We start from the raw sequence: 18,466 nt of genomic DNA on the forward strand, positions 1-18,466 counted from the left end.
CCCGCATTGCATACGGGGCTAATCACATTGAACTCCTTGGGAGTTAGGAAGTCGGTTGAGGAAGGAGCTGCACGTTTTTAAACTGTACCAAACAGAATAGTCTTCCTGTTTCAATCACGAAAAATGAAACAGGGTCATGTAAGGGGAACGGGTTGTTCGTAGCATTCGCTGCGGACGTAAAAGTTAGTAGGCTGTGCCTGCCGGCTTAGTCGGTCGACACGATTTTTTTAGTAGAAGAATGGTGCAGGATAATGTACAAATCCTGAAAAATGATTAGGCTAGACGAACCAATCATACTGCAACGACAATAATCCTAAAATCAAAACCCCTTCATGGTTGAATACAATTCCAAAGACTGGTTTAAGGCCGTCTTTCGCGTTCACAAGGCTGAAACCATTCACCGACTGGCTCCGCTTCTCGTTGGAATGACGGTATACACAACGATAGTAGCCGTGCTAGTACTGGAATTCTGGCATCCGGGGCCGGACTCTGATCTGAGAAGTATTGCTACGGCTCATTCATTACTGGGTTTTGTGATGTCGCTTTTACTGGTTTTTCGGACCAATTCGGCCTACGATCGCTGGTGGGAGGGGCGGAAGCTCTGGGGAAGTCTGGTCAATAATTCCCGAAATCTGGCGATAAAACTGGCCCATATTATTCCACAGGAGGATACCGACGACCGGGCTTTTTTCCGACACATGATTCCCAACTACGCCTTCTCGCTGAAAAACCATTTACGCGGCGTCTTTGTACCAGAAGACTTAAAAGCCGCTCCCGGTTTTAACCCCACTGATCTGAATCCGGAGCAACACGTACCTAACCAGATGGCGATGCGGATTTTCAGTAAGATGGATGAGTTGTACCAGAAAGGCGTCATTCGGCCCGAACATTTGCTGGTACTCAATCCCGAATTTCAGTCATTTACGGACATTCTCGGCGGTTGCGAACGGATCAAAAAAACGCCGATCCCGTTTTCGTATAGTTTGTTTCTCAAGAAATTCATCTCCATCTACTGTTTGTCACTGCCCTTTGGGTACGTACTTACGCTACATTACTCCGTCATTCCGATGGTACTTTTTATTTTTTACGTACTGTCCAGTCTGGAAGAAATTGCGGAAGAAATTGAAGACCCTTTTGGCAAGGATTACAATGATTTACCGACCGATGATATTTCGACAGGTATACGTAAGGCCGTTGGTGATTTATTATGAAGAAAGCATTGAGAGTTTCAGGTTCTTATTTTTTTCATTTTTTCAAGGGAAAGAATCTTTTTTTAGCGGTCTTGTAAATAATCTAACTTTCCATTAAAAATCAGCCAGTTCGTAGTGCGTTCTTGTGTTGAAAACACGTACCTTTGCCGCCGATTTCGCCCTGTGGCGATTACAGGATTATTCTAATCAAAAATTACGTATTCAAATGGCAGTGGCAGAACTGGAAGTGAGACTCGCCGACCGTATCAACGCGTTGGAAGAGTCATCGACGCTGGGCATGACGAAAAAAGCCCGCGAATTGGCCGCCCAAGGACACAAGGTCATCAGCCTTTCTGTGGGTGAACCCGATTTCAAAACCCCGCAACACATTTGCGAAGCCGCCAAGAAAGCCATCGACGATGGTTTCCACGGTTATTCGCCCGTTGCTGGCTATCCCGATTTGCGGAAAGCCATTGCCGATAAGCTGAAGCGTGATAATAATATTGACTGGAAACCCGAAAACATCGTGGTTTCTACCGGAGCCAAACACTCGCTGGCCAACGTGCTGCAAGTACTGGTAAACCCCGGTGATGAAGTCGTCATTTTCGCTCCGTACTGGGTGAGCTACTCCGAAATGGTGAAGCTTGCCGAAGGTACATCCGTAGTAATTGACGGAGCTTTTGAGAATAACTTCAAGGTTACGGCCGAGCAGTTCGAAGCCGCTATTACGCCTAAAACCAAGGTCGTCATGTTTGCATCGCCTAATAACCCGACGGGTTCCGTATACTCGGAAGCCGAATTGCGGGCAATTGGCGAGGTCGTGGCTCGTCACGAGAACGTGTTCGTGGTCGCCGACGAAATTTACGAATACATTAACTTCACGGCGGAAGGTCATTTCAGTATCGGCTCGATTCCTGAAATCAAGGATCGCGTCATTACAGTCAATGGAGTAGCCAAAGGCCACGCCATGACGGGCTGGCGGATCGGATTCATCGGAGCCACCAAGTGGATTGCCGATGGCGTAGAAAAACTACAAGGGCAGGTTACTTCGGGTACGAATTCAATCGCCCAGAAAGCGGCGGTAGCGGCCTTTAACGGTCCTCTGGATGATGCCAAGAAAATGAAGGAAGCTTATCAGCGTCGCCGCGAACTGGTGGTTGGAAAGCTGAAAGAAATTCCCGGATTTAAAGTCAATGTACCCGATGGAGCATTCTATGCCTTCCCCGACATCAGTGCGTATTTCGGAAAATCAGACGGTACTACGACGATTAACAACTCAGACGATTTCTGCAACTGGCTGCTCGATCAGGCTCACGTAGCCACGGTAGCGGGTTCTGGCTTTGGTGCTCCAAACTGCATGCGGATTTCAACGGCGGCTGCCGATGAGCAACTGGCCGAAGCTTGTGACCGTATCAAAGCAGCGGTAGCCCGACTGAGCTAAGATTTTTGGATTTTATTGCCTGTTTGCGTACAGCCTGCGAGGGAAACCTTGCAGGCTTTTTTTATGGTTTAAGCAAACGACATTCACGCCTGAGACTATTGGATTATACGTTTCTAATTTGTAAATGCCAAAACGTACCTTTAGTTTCAGCCCGGGTTCTAAACCCATAACCTTTCCGCTACCATGAAAAACTTCCGCTACCTTCTGCTCGCCCTGGTATTCTTTGCCTGTAAAAAAGATAAAGACCCAGAAATCGAAAAACCTGAGGAACCTAAAAAGATTTACTTTACTGGCATCACCAGAACTAATACTAGTGGTATCATTATCAGTACGGATTCAACCGACTGGAAATTCAACGATACCTGGGTGGAACAGGAGGAAAAGTTGTTTTCAACCACAAACGAAACCGTATGCACAACTCCGCATACGCACAACATATTCGCGTACCCTAATCCCAGCGATGGTATTTTTAGCCTTTATGTGAAGAAAGATTCCGCAACTCACGTACAGATTCGACTGGTCGATCAGGATTTTAAAGTAATTCTTTCCCGCGATACGGTTTTCACTGGTATTTCACTGATCAATGTAAAAGCTACGGCTCCTAAGGATACCATCCGGATGTACTATAAGTTTATCGATGGTACGTGTGTTCGTAAGGGCCACGGCGATCTGCTCATTCAGTAACTACTCGCGGGCGGTGGCAATCATAACGCCGCCAATGGCCATGAGTACAGCTCCGGCAATTACGACCCAATTGATTTTTTCTTTCAGGAAAACGATACCGAAAATCAGAGCCAGTACGAAGGAAAGATTCGTAATGGGCGAAACCTTTCCTGCCTCACCGAGCTTGAGAGCCCGAAAACTGAATAGCGAGGAAAGACAGGTAATGATACCGGCTAAAATCAGAAACACCCAAGTACGACGTTCAATGCGGGTCACCTGACTAAGGCTGCCCTGCCAGGCGACTACGCTCCAGGCTACAATAATGATGAGTACGGACTGAATAGCGAAGGCCAGATTTGAATCGACGTCCTTGACTCCAATCTTTGAGAAAATAACCACAATGGCGGCCGAGAGTGCCGCCAGCAAGGCGAATACGATCCACATACAAGTCAGAGGATAAGTGCAGACCTGCTTTCCAAAAAGGAGCGTTCCAGCCTGACGTATTAGCCATTGAATCAGAAGGGATTACTACTGGAGGTATCCGGCGATTCCAGGACAATCCGGGTACGGGCCAGCGTCTCGGGGTAGTTGTTCTGAATGAATGTAATCAGGTGTTCGCGTACGTAACAACGTAAATCAAAAGCATCGCCGGAGTTACGGCAGCTCATCAGACACCGAATCTGCATACTGCGTTCGGTAAAGTCGGTTACCTGCAATACGTCTACCTTACCATCCCAGAGCGAATTGCTGCGTAATAAGCGACTGAGTTCTTGGCGAACGGGTTCGATGGGAAGGGTGAAATCCGTATAGATAAATACGACGCCCAGAATTTCAGCGGTGGTACGGGTCCAGTTCTGAAAAGGCTTTTCGATGAAATACGTAATGGGCAGAATCAGACGGCGTTTATCCCAGATGTTGACGACGACGTACGTCAAGGTAATTTCCTCCACCTTTCCCCATTCGCCTTCCACAATGACTACATCATCAATCCGGATGGGTTGGGTGAATGCAATCTGAAAACCGGCTAACAGGTTACCCAGAGACTTTTGGGCAGCAAAACCGATGATAATACCGCCAATCCCCACGCCCGTCAATAACCCGGCTCCGATCTTCCGCATACTTTCAAAGTTGAGTAGTACGGCTGCCGAGCATAAAATGACAATAAGCGAAATGACGAATTTCCGGATGAACTGAATCTGCGTACGGAGCTTCCGTTCGCGGAGGTTATCAATTTTATTGGAATCGAAAAAATGGTACAGGTAGTCCTCCAGTACCCGAACCAGCTTGATCAGAATGACGGCGAAGGCAATGGTAATGCAAATTTCAAGGATTCGGTTGATAGTTACGCGGGAGGCCCGTTCCAAATGCATGAGCGGAAAGAGCGTATTGAACACGAGTAGCGGAATCAGAAAAATCAGAATGGACTTGAAATGCCGGATCGACGAACGGAAAATAGAGTAGGGCAGTTCACGGGCCGTGAGCTTGCGAATGACGGGTACGACCAGATATTTCAGGATGACGCCAATCAGGATCGAAAAGACAATGACGCACAGATTCCAGAGATAATCCGGCATGTATTGTGATAAGTTCTGCAGGAAGGCATTCATGGGAAAACAAGTAAAGTACTAGCCAAGGTAACACAATTCAGGCGTGGAGTGTTTTTTAGAAACCCTCCACTTACTTCAGGTGCGGAGCCCGGCGGGGAATGGTAAAAATTTCCGTTTGTCGTCCGTCGATGTACCGAAAACCCGCCGCATCATAGTAGCCGTCTTCTTCGAGCATAATCCGAACCGTTTTATTCCACTCCTCCACGCGTACGGCTACGTTCAGTTCAATCGAATACCCCGTTTGTTCAAAAAGCGGGTAATCGCCTGTACCTTTTACCTGCTTCTGGTTGTCCCACATGCCAATGGCGGGACCAGCCGCGTGGCCGTGAAAGCCAATCGGGTGCGAGTAAATGCTGCCCATGATTCCCTCGCTTTCGGCCTGTTTGAGGGCCTCTTCCAGTAGGCCATTACCCGTTTTTCCGGCTTTAAAGCGTTCCGTTAAAATATCCTGTAGCCGATTACCCTGCCGAAAAGCTTTTTTCAGAAATTCCGGGACGTCGGTTTCCCCCGGCTTTAGTACGTAGGCGTGTTGCTGCTGATCCGTGTTGAGCCGTAAATAGGTAATCCCGAAATCAACGTGCAACAGATCGCCCGGTAAAATGACTTGTGTACCGGGACGTTTGGAAAACGTTCGCAGGTGATCGAAGCGTTGATCATCAGCTCGCTGAATGTCCACGGTCGGATGAAACCAGGTATCCAGTCCCAGATCCGTTACGCGTTGCCGCAGGTACCAGACCACATCGTCGGTGGTCGTTACGCCCGGCTGAATTACTTTTTCCGAAAACGCTTCCGCAATCAATTCGTGCGAAAGCCGACAAATCATCGGATACAACACCATTTCCTTTTCAGTACGGGTTTCGAGCCAGCTAATGGCCAGCCGGTCGGCCGATTGAATGCGATTATGAAACGTTTTGGGTAGCTTTTTCATGAACTCGCCCTGTTCGGTGTACGTCAGGCCGTCAGCATGGCCGAAGTACTGCGAGAAGTTAAGCCCGATTTTCTTCGGATTCTTTTGCTGAATTACCTTCACCAACGCATCCCACTGGTCAGGATTGGCACTCAGATCCCATTCGCCTTTCAGCAGCGTGCCTACGTCATAGCGGGCAATGGCGAGTTTTTCTAGCGGTTTGTTCGCTCCCGGATCGTAGAAAACCATGATGGTACGGCGGCGGGCCGAAAGCCAGGTACTCGGCAACATGGTTCGCATGACCGGGTCTTCGTTGTATTCCCGCGAGATCAATACCCAGAGATCAATACCTTCCCGACGCATCAGACGCGGCAACAGGTTTTCCAGACGATCTTCCAGTACGTCATCGATTGTAGCCGCACGGGCCCGTTCATTGAGAATGACCGTTTGTGAATGAACAGAACATAGGGTGAATACTAGAAAAAGGCTAAGCAGATAGCGTTTCGGCATGGTTTGATGGGAAAAATGAAGTACTACGGCAATCCTAGTTGCCGCTTACGTTTAAAAGACGAAGAATGGAATCTGTACGTGATTTTTGCTCTGGAATGGTGACGGACTCAACCTGGATCAAATCACACTAGCCATCCGTTTCGGCGTTCAGCTTGGACGTATATTTGGTATCTTTCATAAAGACGTACACCAGCAGTGAAGTAAAAACGGCCCCGGTAATGTACCAGTAGAAGTAGGATTCGTGACCCAGGTTTTTAAAAAGCAAGGCAATGTATTCGGCGGTGCCACCGAATATAGCGACCGTCAGTGCGTAGGGTAAGCCCACGCCCAGAGCCCGAATTTCCGCGGGAAACAGCTCCGCCTTCACGACGGCGTTGATGCTCGTGTACCCACTGACAATGACTAGGGCTATCAGTAGAAGGACGAAAGCTTCCCATGGTCCCGAAGCATGACTTAAAGCTGTAAGCAACGGTACCGTACCGAGCGTACCCAGTATACCAAAACCTAACAGGAGTGGCCGACGACCTATGTGATCGGACAGCAGGCCAAAGAGGGGTTGGAGCAACGCAAAAATGGCTAGGGAGAGAAAAGAAATCAGCGTTGATTCACCCTTGCTCAAATGCACGGTATTGACCAGAAATTTCTGCATGTACGTGGTATAGGTGTAAAAAGCCAGCGTACCGCCCAGCGTGAGTCCAACGACGGTCAGGACCGCTTTGGGATGCCGCAGTAATTCGCCGATGCTCCCTTTTTTCCGTTGGGGCGACGCTTCTTCAAAAGCCCGGGTTTCATCCAGATGCCGCCGCAGGTACAGAGCAATAACTGAAAGCAGGGCTCCAATTACAAAGGGAATACGCCAGCCCCAGTCATGGATTTGTTCTTCCATGAGTAAAAGCTTTTGTAGAATCAACTGAATACCCAGAGCCATCAGTTGACCGCCAATCAGGGTAACGTACTGAAAACTGGAATAAAAGCCCCGTCGCTGGGCCGTAGCCATTTCGCTCAGGTAAGTCGCCGATACGCCATATTCGCCACCTACGCTAAGGCCCTGAAGCAAGCGGGCCAGGACGAGCAGAGCCGGAGCCAGCAGGCCGATTTGCCGGTAGGTCGGAGTGGCCGCAATGAGAAGCGAACCCAGCGACATCAGTAACACCGAAAGCGTCATGGAGCGTTTGCGTCCCACGCGATCGGCCAGCGTACCGAATAGCCAGCCGCCAATGGGCCGCATCAGAAAGCCAATGGCAAAAATTCCTGCTGTATTAAGCAGTTGGGCGGTAGGATCGTCGGAAGGGAAAAAGGACGATGAAAAGTAGAGGGCAAAAGCTGAATAGGTATACCAGTCATACCATTCCACCAAATTACCAACGGAACCGCCAAAGATGGCCTTGAGCCTGCGTTTTGAAATGGAAGTCAAGAGAGCGAAGGGATTAATGAACGAGTCGACTGGCCGGAAAATACGGGGATTCAGGCAGATATAAAAATGAAAGATGGCCAAACGCCGGACCAATACGAAGAGTAGTTCCATACAGAGCTTTGGCAAACAACTACATGTAGAACTTCGGATAGATGGGTGAAAAGAAAAGCACGGAATGGGTTAAGCAATTTTCTGCAACGTATAGACTTAAAAATTTAAACGTTCCGATAAAAACTGCTAATTATTTAAGTTATTTGTGCTAGTCACTATCATTAGTATAACACTATCGTCGATTTATTATGGTAAATGTTGCCTTGTTAGTACGCCTGGAAGCAAAGCCCGGAAAAGAGCAGGAAGTCGCTGAATTTATTCAGGCGGCTTTACATTTAGCGGAGGAAGAAACGGAAACCATTAGTTGGTACGCTATTCAAATTAGCCCTTCGACCTTTGGTATTTTTGATACGTTTCCGCACGAAAGAGGTCGCCAGGCACACTTATCGGGTGAGATTGCTGAGGCCTTGGTTGCCAACGCTGCCGAACTGCTGGCGGGTCCCCCGATCATTGAGCAGGTGAATGTACTGGCTGCTAAAATGCCCCATGCGTAATGTTTCTCTTTGTTTCGTTGCTCAGAGGAATTAATGTAAGCGGACAGAAGAAGATTCCGATGAAGGAATTAAAAGCTCTGTACGAAGAACTATCGCTGAGCGAAGTGCGAACGTACGTCCAAAGCGGAAACGTCATCTTTGAAACGCGTGAAACAAACCGTGATACCCTGATTGAGGGTATCCAGCAGAAGATTTCGGAGAAGTACGGTTTTCAGGTGTCGGTAATATTACGTACCCTGGAAGAAATGCAAGAGGTAATAGTCAGGAAGCCTTTCCCAGGTTCAGAAGCCTCGCCTTCCTGGTATGTAACGTTCCTGGCTAAGCAGCCTGATCCAGCCCGGATTGAAGCGTTACAGCAGCTTGACCTACGGCCGGAATGGTTCCAACTTCTAGATCGGGAGGTGTATCTGAGCTGCCCCAAAGGTTACGGCAATACGAAGCTATCGAATGCCTTTTTTGAAACGAAACTGAAAGTAACCGCTACCACCCGCAACTGGCGGACGATAAACGAACTCGTTCGGCTCATGCAGGAATAAAGGGTTTCTTCCAGCGGGATTCAGCGGAGGATAGTATCTTTGAGTAAAGGATTGGTTCATCGAATCAATCCTTTTTTTTCAGCCAAGCCCCTTTGTTGTCATGAACCGTATCGACCGTGTAACGGCCATTCTGATTCAGTTGCAATCCCGCCGCATTGTAAAAGCCCAGGACATTGCCGAACGTTTTGGTATTAGCCTCCGCACCGTTTACCGTGACATCAGTACCTTGTGCGAAGCGGGGGTACCCATCTTAGGCGAGGCGGGTGTGGGTTACTCCATCATGGATGGATACCGTCTGCCGCCAGTCATGTTTACGAAAGAGGAAGCCATGGCTTTCCTGACCGCCGAAAAGCTGGTTGATAAGCTGACGGACCAGTCCATTCGGGAGAGTTACCGATCGGCCATGTATAAGGTGCGGTCCGTACTGAAATCTGCCGAAAAGTCGCTGCTGGAACACATGGAGCAGCATATTGAAATTCGTCAGACGTCTTCGCCCTTTCTGGAAGAAACCGATAACGCTTTTCTAAGTCCTATCTTAAAAAGTATTACCGAGCAACGTTGCCTGCACGTACAGTACCAGGCTTTTGGTACAGAAGCCCCTACGCAACGAATCATCGAGCCCATTGGTATTTTCTTTGCCTATGACCACTGGCATGTCATCGCATTCTGTCGCTTACGGAATGATTACCGCGATTTCCGTGTCGATCGCCTCCTGTCCGTACAGCCCACTACGCTGCCCTTTAGTACCGAGCATCCGGTATTGAAAGAATATCTGAATAAAATTACCGCTCAGCGAAAGCTGCATACCATCGTAATTGAAGTAGACCGGGACGTATTGAAGTACATAGACCGACAAAAATTCGTGTACGGATTTGTTGAACAAATCGACCGGGGTGCATGGGTTGAAATGACCTTTGTTTCAGCCTGGCCTGATATGTTTGTCCGCTGGTTTCTACTGTTTGCTGAAAAAGCCCGGATTCTCAGTCCGGCTTCCTTGCAGGAGGAGCTTCGAACCCGCGTTACCCAACTCTATCACCAGATACATCCCGTATCGGTAGAATCCTGGAAATCGTTTTAGTAAGGGGTGTTGGGGAAAAAAATCTACGAAGATTAATTACTTTTTAGTGAAATAGCTCTGATTGTCAATAGACAAGGACGAGTAAGGGGCTAGCATAACTATTTCATAAACTTCTGTTGAACATTGTTTATGAGAGCTATGAAAAGACTGCTGCGAATTAGCCTACCCTTGATCATTTGCATCCTGATTTTAAACTTAGTTTCCTGTAAGAAAAAATACAATCAGGCCTCGGAACGTACTGATGAAGCCCTGAATCAAGAACTAAGTGATCAGGAAGTACACGATCAGATTCTGCAATATGCCCGGCAAAACGGTATCAAAACTGATGCCTTTGATTCACCCGAGAGTTCAACGTTCAGCTTACTGGCAGAAATCGGCTTTGGTCATAAACCCAAATATATCAAACACGTTGAGCAGGTACAGCCTATTGATTCAGCAGCCGTTCGTACGGCGGGCTGGAGCATTGTACAGGGCGTTGCTGTGGAAGATGCCCTGAAATCACTGGAGCCAGGTTATCCGGCTTACCAGCAGTTAAAAAAGGAATACACCCGATTAATGACCGAGCAAAGCAAGTCGGATAGTGCTCAGTTGGTGGCGGAATCTATGAACGCGTATCGCTGGATACATCGTCAGGCTAAAGACGCTTCCCGATTAGTGCTGGTTAACATTCGAGGGGCCTATCTGGTGGGAATGGATGCAAACGGTAAGGAAGCCCTGCAAATGCGGGTCGTAGCGGGTAAGAAGGACAAAGCAACGCCGCCCATGGACACGTACGCTACGCAGGTTATTACGCACCCGTACTGGAATGTACCCCGAAGCATTGCCGTGAAAGAAATGCTGCCCAAGATTCAGAACAACGTAGCCTTCCTGGATAACAACAATATCGAGGTTATTGATAAAAAAGGAAATACCGTAGATCCAGAGTCGGTTGACTGGCAATCCCTATCCGTAGATCGGTTTCCGTACCGCCTCCGTCAGGATACGGGTGCGGATAATTCACTGGGATTACTGAAAGTAGAACTGAAAAATCCGCTGGCCATTTACCTGCACGATACCAATGCCCGCTACCTGTTTGCCAAAGAGCAACGCTGGCGGAGTCATGGTTGCGTTCGGGTGCAACGACCAACGGATTTAGCCAATTTTATGGCTGGAAAGCAACTTTTGGAGAGCGATTCACTCGATGAAACGGGAGCAGAAGCGTTACCTCCGACGTACTATGCCTTATCACCTAAAGTACCCGTTTTCCTGTTGTACTTGGGAGCGGATATCAACGATAAAGGACAGTTGGTATACTACAATGACGTATACGGATGGGATAAATCAGAAGCAATTTCAGCTCGCTGATCCGTCTGATGAACGCCCGTCAGGAGTTGGGATTGTTTCAGGTAATCTGCATTATTGGAATACAGAAATAAGCCCGCTCCGCCTTTCAACAAGTTGATCAAAATCTTATGATCGGCGTACGAAACGGCAGGACAACCCTGACTACGGCCCAGTCGGCCCGTTTGTTTGATGAAAGCTTCGCTTACGTAATCGGCTCCGTGCATTACAATAGCCCGACTGTAAACGTGGTCATTGATACCTTTTTCAAGGCCTTCGAGTTTCAGCGAAAGGCCATGTTTACCCTGATATGTACCCATGGTTTTGTAAAAACCCAGGCTGGATTGGTGCGATGAATCGTTGTTAGAAAAACGCTGAGCGAATTCCTGACCCGAATTCATGCCATGAGCCACGTACGTATTATAAATCAGTTTCTTTTTTAACAAGTCAATTACGTATAACCGTTTGTTACGGGAAGACTGGCTAAAATCGGCAATGGCTACTACGGGATGTTCCAGTTTCATTTGCTGGAAACCATGCCAGGCATAATGAAAAGCTTCAGAGGATAAGCCAAGGGATTGTAATTGTAACGAGTCATATAAACTAACCCACTCCTGATCAGGATTTAGGGGTTTAGTAGTGACAACAGGAGCTTTCTTTTCAGTAGTAAACGAGGAAAACGGGTTGATAAATCCAAAGGATAACGCAAGTACGATGGCCGTAACGGCCACTAACGTTAGGGACTTGTTCATTGAGTGTTCGTTTGGTTGGTGAAACTACTTTTGCATCAATGGCGAAGGTGGATGATCATTTATAGCATTATTAGAAAACGGCGAGAACGTCTCTTTGGTTCCATAGTATAGGCCTATTCTCTAAAACAACAACCTCAAAAATAGGTACTTTCTTGTAAACACTTGTAGTTTGTACTTCAAAAAGGTTGGTTGGGCAGATAAAATGATTATTGAGTCTGCGAGGGAAACAGCAATAAAATAAGGCAGCTCCATTTCCTTCATTTTTATTCCTGTACACCAATGGCAGATCGATAAATCAGTTATCATCATGCATCGTATCAGGGCCTTACCTAACCGAACTAATACATACGGTAAAAATTGTATAGAAGTAATAAAGATCTGCTATAAATTCTGTAAGTCACTGGTATTCCTTTACTAAACAAGAATTTATTTTCTCTTTTCTTAAGTTCTGGCTCGGTGATTACAAAACAAATGGATGTCGTAGCATCCTTCTGCCAAACGTTTCACTGATCGTTCGTTGCAAGCCTGTAAGAAGTAGTAAAAGTTCTGCAATCGATCCGATAGCCGTTAAATTCTTTTCCGAAAAGTCACCCGAATGTTTTAGTTGCGGTCAGGGTTTCGTTTTTTTGCGAGTAATCAATGCCTCTAACTACAAGACATGCTACGTCGAACGTTCGTTAAGAATTTATCTGCCGCCGCCGGAGTGGCAGCTTTAGGCGGTTTATCGCGGGTAACTGCTGCCCCCCCAAAAATACGTTTAAGCTCAGATACGCCCCGCACTTAGGGATGTTCGATAACCTGGGCGGTAAAGACCTATACAAGCAGATTGAATTTATGGCCGACCAGGGCTTCAGGGCTTTGGAAGATAACGGGATGACAGGTCGATCTGCCGAAGAGCAAACCAAAATGGGTGATTTGCTGAATAAGCTGGGTATGGAAATGGGCGTGTTTGTCCTGCACAAAGGGGGCAATGGAGCCAACACCCTGGCTGCGGGTAAGAAAGAACACCTGGATATTTTCCTGAAGGGTTGTCAGAATGCCATTGAAGTAGCCAAGCGTTGCCGTACGAAATACACGACCGTAGTACCAGGCGATTTTCAGCGGAATCTCCCCATCGGTATTCAGACCGGTAACGTAATTGATGCCCTGCGTCGGGGAGCCGAAATGCTCGAACCGCACGGATTGATTATGGTACTGGAACCCTTGAGCGATACGCCCGATCTGTACCTGCGAACTTCCGACCAGACGTATGAAATCTGCCGGGCTGTGAATAGTCCTTCCTGCAAAATTCTGTTTGACATTTACCACATGCAGAAAAACGAAGGCCATATCATTCCGCACATCGACTGGGCGTGGAATGAAATCGGGTACTTCCAGATGGGCGACAACCCCGGCCGGAACGAACCCGGTTCCGGAGAAATCAATTATCAGAATATCTTCAAGCACATCTATAAAAAAATGAAGGCAACCAACCGGGATTTCATTTTCGGTATGGAACACGGCATTTCCGTAGGTGGAGCGGAAGGCGAGAAGAAATTGATTGAAGCCTATAAATGGGCTGATAATTTTAAGGTATAAAATTAAGTTTCAATAAAGAAAAAGGTCGCTTATTCGGGCGACCTTTTTTATTGAAATCGGTTTGTCGATCGACTAATTAGAGGCACAAGAAGGCTGTCAAAAATTCCTAAATCTGTATAATAAAACCAGACAAAGTATACAAAATGTATATATTTTTCATTCAATAGATTTTTAAAAGCTCTGTTTTGGCTTTAAAATTTATCCAAAACACTTGTTTTTTTAATCATAAAGTACTGAATTTGAGTCCATGAACGAATTCAGTATACCTCCTGGAGCGGCCGTACTGTTCGTGGATATGAACAGTTTTTTTGCCAGTTGTGAACAGCAGGACAATTTCTACCTGCGGGGACGACCTGTGGCGGTATGCGTGTATACGGGCCAATACGGCTGCGTTATTGCTCCTTCCATCGAGGCGAAAAAACGTGGGATTAAGTTAGGGATGCGATTGAATGAAGCCGTACGCCTGTGTCCGGAGCTAGTGCCGCTCACGACTACGCCGGACAAGTACCGTGACTACCACACGAAGATCATGCAGGTCCTACGCCGGTTTTCGGATCAGGTCATCCCCCGGAGTATCGACGAAGCCATTGTCATTTTAAGTAATCACCGACTCATTTACCACGATCTCGAACCCGTGGCCCGGGCCATTAAAAAAGCCATTCATCAGGAAGTAGGCGATTATCTACAGTGTTCGATTGGCATTGCCCCTAATGCATTTCTGGCCAAACTGGGTTCGGATTTAATCAAGCCGAATGGACTAACGGTTATTTCTCCTGGTAACATTGATTTAATTCTCAGTCAGCTTGAACTGACGGATTTACCCGGTATCGGTCACGGCATGTCCCAACGTTTGCAAAAGGCCGGGATCGAAACGCCCCTCCAGCTTCGCTACGCGGATCCGGAGTTTTTGCGGGCGGCGTGTCGCAGTATTGTAGGCTGGCACTGGCATCTACGACTTAATTTCTACGAAGTTGATACCGAGTACACTTCTGCTTACAAGAGTATGCAGGCCATGCGGCAGCTCTCACGCAGCCAGCGGCGGTCGCCGGAGATCTTGCAGCAGATTCTGTTTATGCTTTGCCAGACCCTGGAGCGTCGGATGGTACAGCAAAGTGTCTTCTGTAAAACGGCCCATTTCTGGGCTAAATATGAGGAAGGCCGAACCTATCAGGATGATATGCAATTTCAAACGCCCGTGCAGGATGGGGTCGCTTTATTTAATCTGGTACTGAAACGGGCTCAAACCAAGGCCCAGTGGAATCACTCCTCCGAGTCGCTGTTCAATTCCGGATTGGTAGCCCTCGGAATTGGCGTACACCAGTTTATTCCCGATCAGCTGGTGCAGTATCAGTTGTTTGAAGACAACGTGCGAAAGGATAAACTCCGGAAAGTATACTACGAACTTCGCGATAAACACGGGTCCCGAAAAGTCATGCGGGGAGCTGAAGTTTCCGAGAACCCACCTATGCAGGATGTCATTGGTTTTGGTTCCGTCAAAGACCTCTACGGTAGAATCACACCCGACTGGATGAGCGAGTGAAAGATTGAGGCGTTGAAAACGTAAGTAACGCGGCTTTTACCCGTAAACCTGTATACCTTTGAAAAAACTTACGGATCACTATACGTTGATCATAACCTCTTTGTAACTATGAATTACCGCAGATTTGGCCGTACCGACTGGAAGGTTTCCGAGATGGGTTACGGCATGTGGGGGCTCGCGGGCTGGACGGGTTCCGATATTGAAGAAGTGAATCGTTCACTGGATCGCTCGGTAGAATTAGGCTGCAACTTTTTCGATACCGCCTGGGGCTACGGAGCTGGTAAAAGCGAAGAAATTTTAGGGGAGTTGTTGAAACGGAACCCCGAAAAACGATTGTACGCGGCTACGAAAATTCCACCCAAAAACTTCAAGTGGCCTTCCAAACCGGACTATACGCTGAATGAATGCTTTCCAGCCGAGCACATCATTGAATACACCGAAAAAAGTCTGAAAAACCTGAAGGTTGAACAAATTGACCTACAACAGTTTCACGTCTGGGAAGACGCCTGGGCTGATCAGGATGACTGGAAAGAAGCCGTTGAAAAACTGACGAAAGAAGGGAAAGTGGCCCACTGGGGCATTTCGGTGAATCGCTGGGAGCCGGATAACGTATTGCAAACCCTGCGTACGGGATTGATTTCTTCGGTACAGGTAATTTACAATATCTTCGATCAGGCTCCGGAAGATAATCTGTTTCCGCTTTGTAAAGAACTTGACGTCGCCGTAATTGCCCGGGTACCCTTCGACGAAGGCACCCTAACGGGTAATCTGACCAAGGATACTACGTTCCCGGCAGATGACTGGCGTTCGACGTATTTCGTTCCCGAGAACCTGAATGCCAGTGTCGATCACGCCGAAGCATTGAAACCGTTGATCCCGGAAGGAATGAACCTGCCCGAAATGGCTTTACGCTTTATCTTGAGCAATCCCGACGTTGGAACGATCATTCCGGGGATGCGAAAAATCCGTAACGTCGAAGCCAATATGGCTACTGCCGACGGCAAAGGCCTTTCTACGGAACTACTGGACGAACTCAAAAATCACCGTTGGGATCGTACGCCTACGGAGTGGAGTCAATAGCGTAATGCCTTGTTTAGTAGGGAAGTGTACCGTTCGTCAGGTATATACAATGGGCTCTGGACCGGTGTATGTACCCGACGAAAATGAATCCGGGGAATGGAACCTTCATAAATCTATGACTCGATTCTCCCGGGAACTCGGGGTATCTATCCCTTCCTAACGTCTTTTATCTATATCAGAAAAGGATTTAGTATCCGTTTGGGTCGAAGCAGTGTTAGGCTCCTACTAAATCCTTTCAGGACCTGTCCCAAGGATTGCTACCCTACATGAAAAAAGTTGTCACTTTTGGCGAGGTTATGCTCCGGCTCAGTACGCCGGGCTTCGCCCGTTTTGTTCAGACTACGAGTCTAAATGTGAATTTCGGTGGCGGAGAAGCAACGTGGCAGCCGCTCTGGCGTACCTCGGCATTCCAGCCAGTCACGTAACCCGGTTTCCCGATAACGATTGGGGCTACGCGGCGGCGGCGGCCTACCGTCGGTATGGCGTGGAAACGCAGGATATTGTATACGGCGGAGATCGTATTGGTACCTATTTTCTGGAAACCGGAGCCATGATGCGGGCCAGTCGTATTATTTACGATCGTACCAACTCAGCCTTCGCTCAACTTGACCCGAAGGAACTTGATTGGGAGCATATCCTCGCGGATGCTCAGTGGTTTCACTTTACGGGTATCGCTCCAGCAATTTCCGAAGGAGCTGCCCAGGCATGCCGCGACGCCATTGCCGTAGCGAATCGGATGGGTATCACGGTTTCGGCGGATGTCAATTCCCGGAAAAACCTCTGGAAATGGGGTTCGACTGCCGCTGAAGTCATGACCGAGTTAACGGCCGGTTGCGATGTCATTGTTTGTGGGAAAGGCGACGCAGAGGAGTTATTCGATATTACGCCCAACACGCAGGAAAAGGGCTTTATTTCCATTTGCCGACAAATTCAGGAGAAGTTTCCCCGCGTCAAAAAAATCATCAATACCAAACGGGGTTCTCTTTCGGCTTCGCACAACACCCTGCAAGGACGCTGCTGGAATGGCGAAGACCTTGTACAGACCATGACGCACGAGATGGTACCGATGGTGGACCGGATCGGTGGGGGAGATGCCTTCCTGGCGGGGTTCATATACGGACAAATTCAAGGCTTTTCCGATCAGAAATCCATCGATTTTGCGACGGCGGCTTCCGCATTAAAACACAGCATCGAAGGCGATTTCAATCTGGCCTCCGTAACCGAAATCGAAACCGTCATGAGCGGTGACACGAGCGGACGGCTAAGTCGATAGGTACAGTTAGCGTTTGGTGTTTAGGGTTTAGAGTTTTGAGTTAGATATCACAATGGATCAGTCAAAATTCTGCCTTAGCTGAAACGCTGACAGCGTTAAAAAGTAATTAGGATAACTGAGGTAGCAGAAAGGGCGAAAGGTTTGGAGCATATCGAACGCTAAACCCTAAACACCAAACTCAAAACTCTACATGGCAAGTTTCACCCGTTTGCAGGTTTATCAAACCTTACTGGAAAATCCGATTATGCCGATTTTCCACCATAATGATTTAGAAGTAGCGAAGAAAATACTGACGGCCTGCTACGAAGGGGGTATTCGGATTTGTGAATTCACGAACCGTGGCGATTACGCTCACGAAACGTACTCCGAACTGCGGAAATTCGGTAAGAAAAACTTCCCTGATTTGGTGGTTGGAGCGGGTACCATTGTAGATGCGGCTTCGGCTACGCTGTTCATTCAGCTAGGGGCGGATTTTGTGGTAGCTCCGGTATTACATCAGGATGTGGCTATTACCTGTAACCGTCGGAAAATTGCCTGGATGCCGGGTTGCTTTACCCTTTCAGAAATCTCCAAAGCCGAAGAGTGGGGTGCTGAAATTGTCAAGCTATTCCCCGGACAAGCGTCTTCGCCCGATTTTGTGAAAGCCATCAAAGGCCCCATGCCCTGGACGGATATTGTCGTAACGGGCGGCGTAGAACCCACCGAAGCTAGTCTAAAAAGCTGGTTCGATGCGGGTGCACGCGGTGTCGGAATCGGGTCACAGCTTTTCCCGAAAGCATTGGTAGAAGCCAATGAATGGCAGACCATCGCTGATAAAATTACGGAGGCCGTTCGCGTAGCAAAATCTCTGCAGGCATAAACTTACTGAACTACTTGTACCTGAAGATCGCTGGTTCCTGGCGATCTTTTTATTTTTGTGGCTGATTTGATTTTCCCTTGAAAACAGCCTGTATTTTTCTCGTAACATTCGTC

19 protein-coding genes are annotated in these 18,466 nt (G+C 47.9%); 14 read left to right on the top strand and 5 right to left on the bottom strand.

Annotation, left to right across the window (positions count from 1 at the left end; translation table 11 throughout):
- Nucleotides 1-332 precede the first annotated feature (332 nt).
- The 3 genes from BWI93_RS00515 to BWI93_RS00525 all read left to right on the top strand — a co-directional run bounded on the left by BWI93_RS00515 (nucleotide 333) and on the right by BWI93_RS00525 (nucleotide 3,315).
- Nucleotides 333-1,211 (top strand): bestrophin family protein, encoded by an 879-nt coding sequence (locus BWI93_RS00515; protein ID WP_094808229.1) that lies wholly within the window; start codon nucleotides 333-335, stop codon nucleotides 1,209-1,211.
- Nucleotides 1,212-1,416: 205 nt separating this feature from the next.
- Nucleotides 1,417-2,631 carry a pyridoxal phosphate-dependent aminotransferase gene (locus BWI93_RS00520; RefSeq protein WP_094808263.1) on the top strand — a complete coding sequence of 405 codons (1,215 nt, stop codon included), beginning with the start codon at nucleotides 1,417-1,419 and terminating at the stop codon, nucleotides 2,629-2,631.
- A 183-nt stretch (nucleotides 2,632-2,814) separates the two neighbouring features.
- Nucleotides 2,815-3,315, top strand: a complete 501-nt coding sequence (locus BWI93_RS00525) for a hypothetical protein (protein ID WP_094808230.1) — start codon at nucleotides 2,815-2,817, stop codon at nucleotides 3,313-3,315.
- Here the strand turns inward: BWI93_RS00525 and BWI93_RS00530 are convergent, their stop codons facing one another.
- The 4 genes from BWI93_RS00530 to BWI93_RS00545 form a co-directional block, all read right to left on the bottom strand.
- Entirely contained in the window at nucleotides 3,316-3,738 is a 423-nt protein-coding gene (locus tag BWI93_RS00530; protein ID WP_094808231.1) for an EamA family transporter, read from the bottom strand.
- A 71-nt stretch (nucleotides 3,739-3,809) separates the two neighbouring features.
- On the bottom strand, nucleotides 3,810-4,901 hold the full coding sequence (locus tag BWI93_RS00535; RefSeq protein WP_094808232.1) for a mechanosensitive ion channel family protein: 1,092 nt from the start codon (nucleotides 4,899-4,901) through the stop codon (nucleotides 3,810-3,812).
- A gap of 70 nt (nucleotides 4,902-4,971) precedes the next feature.
- A complete protein-coding gene (locus tag BWI93_RS00540; RefSeq protein WP_094808233.1) occupies nucleotides 4,972-6,318 on the bottom strand; it encodes a M24 family metallopeptidase in 1,347 nt (448 codons plus the stop codon).
- A gap of 127 nt (nucleotides 6,319-6,445) precedes the next feature.
- On the bottom strand, nucleotides 6,446-7,843 hold the full coding sequence (locus BWI93_RS00545; RefSeq protein WP_094808234.1) for an MFS transporter: 1,398 nt from the start codon (nucleotides 7,841-7,843) through the stop codon (nucleotides 6,446-6,448).
- A gap of 188 nt (nucleotides 7,844-8,031) precedes the next feature.
- Between BWI93_RS00545 and BWI93_RS00550 the strand changes: the two genes are divergently transcribed.
- The 4 genes from BWI93_RS00550 (at nucleotide 8,032) to BWI93_RS00565 (ending at nucleotide 11,295) form a co-directional block, all read left to right on the top strand.
- Entirely contained in the window at nucleotides 8,032-8,337 is a 306-nt protein-coding gene (locus tag BWI93_RS00550; RefSeq protein ID WP_094808235.1) for a putative quinol monooxygenase, read from the top strand.
- Complete coding sequence (locus BWI93_RS00555; RefSeq protein ID WP_094808236.1) at nucleotides 8,337-8,873, top strand: DUF1697 domain-containing protein; 537 nt, start codon at nucleotides 8,337-8,339, stop codon at nucleotides 8,871-8,873. The genes BWI93_RS00550 and BWI93_RS00555 overlap by 1 nt, the downstream gene beginning before the upstream one ends.
- A 100-nt stretch (nucleotides 8,874-8,973) precedes the next feature.
- Nucleotides 8,974-9,951 carry a YafY family protein gene (locus BWI93_RS00560; protein ID WP_094808237.1) on the top strand — a complete coding sequence of 326 codons (978 nt, stop codon included), beginning with the start codon at nucleotides 8,974-8,976 and terminating at the stop codon, nucleotides 9,949-9,951.
- Between the two features lie 138 nt (nucleotides 9,952-10,089).
- Nucleotides 10,090-11,295, top strand: coding sequence for a L,D-transpeptidase family protein (locus BWI93_RS00565; protein ID WP_158242751.1), 1,206 nt, complete (start codon nucleotides 10,090-10,092; stop codon nucleotides 11,293-11,295).
- On the opposite strand, the gene BWI93_RS00570 is transcribed toward BWI93_RS00565, so the two are convergent.
- Nucleotides 11,244-12,023, bottom strand: a complete 780-nt coding sequence (locus BWI93_RS00570; protein WP_094808239.1) for a murein L,D-transpeptidase catalytic domain family protein — start codon at nucleotides 12,021-12,023, stop codon at nucleotides 11,244-11,246. The two genes, BWI93_RS00565 and BWI93_RS00570, sit on opposite strands and share 52 nt — an antisense overlap.
- Before the next feature lie 658 nt (nucleotides 12,024-12,681).
- On the opposite strand from BWI93_RS00570, the gene BWI93_RS29295 reads away from it, so the two are divergent.
- From BWI93_RS29295 to BWI93_RS00595, 7 genes are all read left to right on the top strand, one after another.
- A complete protein-coding gene (locus BWI93_RS29295; protein ID WP_369679066.1) occupies nucleotides 12,682-12,807 on the top strand; it encodes a twin-arginine translocation signal domain-containing protein in 126 nt (41 codons plus the stop codon).
- Nucleotides 12,808-12,809: 2 nt separating this feature from the next.
- Nucleotides 12,810-13,601: a hydroxypyruvate isomerase family protein gene (locus BWI93_RS00575; RefSeq protein WP_369679067.1), complete on the top strand. Its 792-nt coding sequence runs from the start codon at nucleotides 12,810-12,812 to the stop codon at nucleotides 13,599-13,601.
- A 247-nt stretch (nucleotides 13,602-13,848) separates the two neighbouring features.
- A complete protein-coding gene (locus BWI93_RS00580) occupies nucleotides 13,849-15,141 on the top strand; it encodes a DNA polymerase IV (RefSeq protein WP_094808240.1) in 1,293 nt (430 codons plus the stop codon).
- A gap of 108 nt (nucleotides 15,142-15,249) precedes the next feature.
- Complete coding sequence (locus tag BWI93_RS00585; protein WP_094808241.1) at nucleotides 15,250-16,221, top strand: aldo/keto reductase; 972 nt, start codon at nucleotides 15,250-15,252, stop codon at nucleotides 16,219-16,221.
- A 266-nt stretch (nucleotides 16,222-16,487) separates the two neighbouring features.
- Complete coding sequence (locus BWI93_RS29300; RefSeq protein ID WP_369679068.1) at nucleotides 16,488-16,646, top strand: hypothetical protein; 159 nt, start codon at nucleotides 16,488-16,490, stop codon at nucleotides 16,644-16,646.
- Nucleotides 16,601-17,494 (top strand): PfkB family carbohydrate kinase, encoded by an 894-nt coding sequence (locus BWI93_RS00590; protein ID WP_369679069.1) that lies wholly within the window; start codon nucleotides 16,601-16,603, stop codon nucleotides 17,492-17,494. Before BWI93_RS29300 ends, BWI93_RS00590 begins: the two co-directional genes overlap by 46 nt.
- Nucleotides 17,495-17,684: 190 nt before the next feature.
- Complete coding sequence (locus BWI93_RS00595; RefSeq protein WP_094808242.1) at nucleotides 17,685-18,353, top strand: bifunctional 4-hydroxy-2-oxoglutarate aldolase/2-dehydro-3-deoxy-phosphogluconate aldolase; 669 nt, start codon at nucleotides 17,685-17,687, stop codon at nucleotides 18,351-18,353.
- Nucleotides 18,354-18,466 lie beyond the last annotated feature (113 nt).

This window comes from Siphonobacter sp. BAB-5385 (genome assembly GCF_002261125.1).
GTDB lineage: Bacteria > Bacteroidota > Bacteroidia > Cytophagales > Spirosomataceae > Siphonobacter.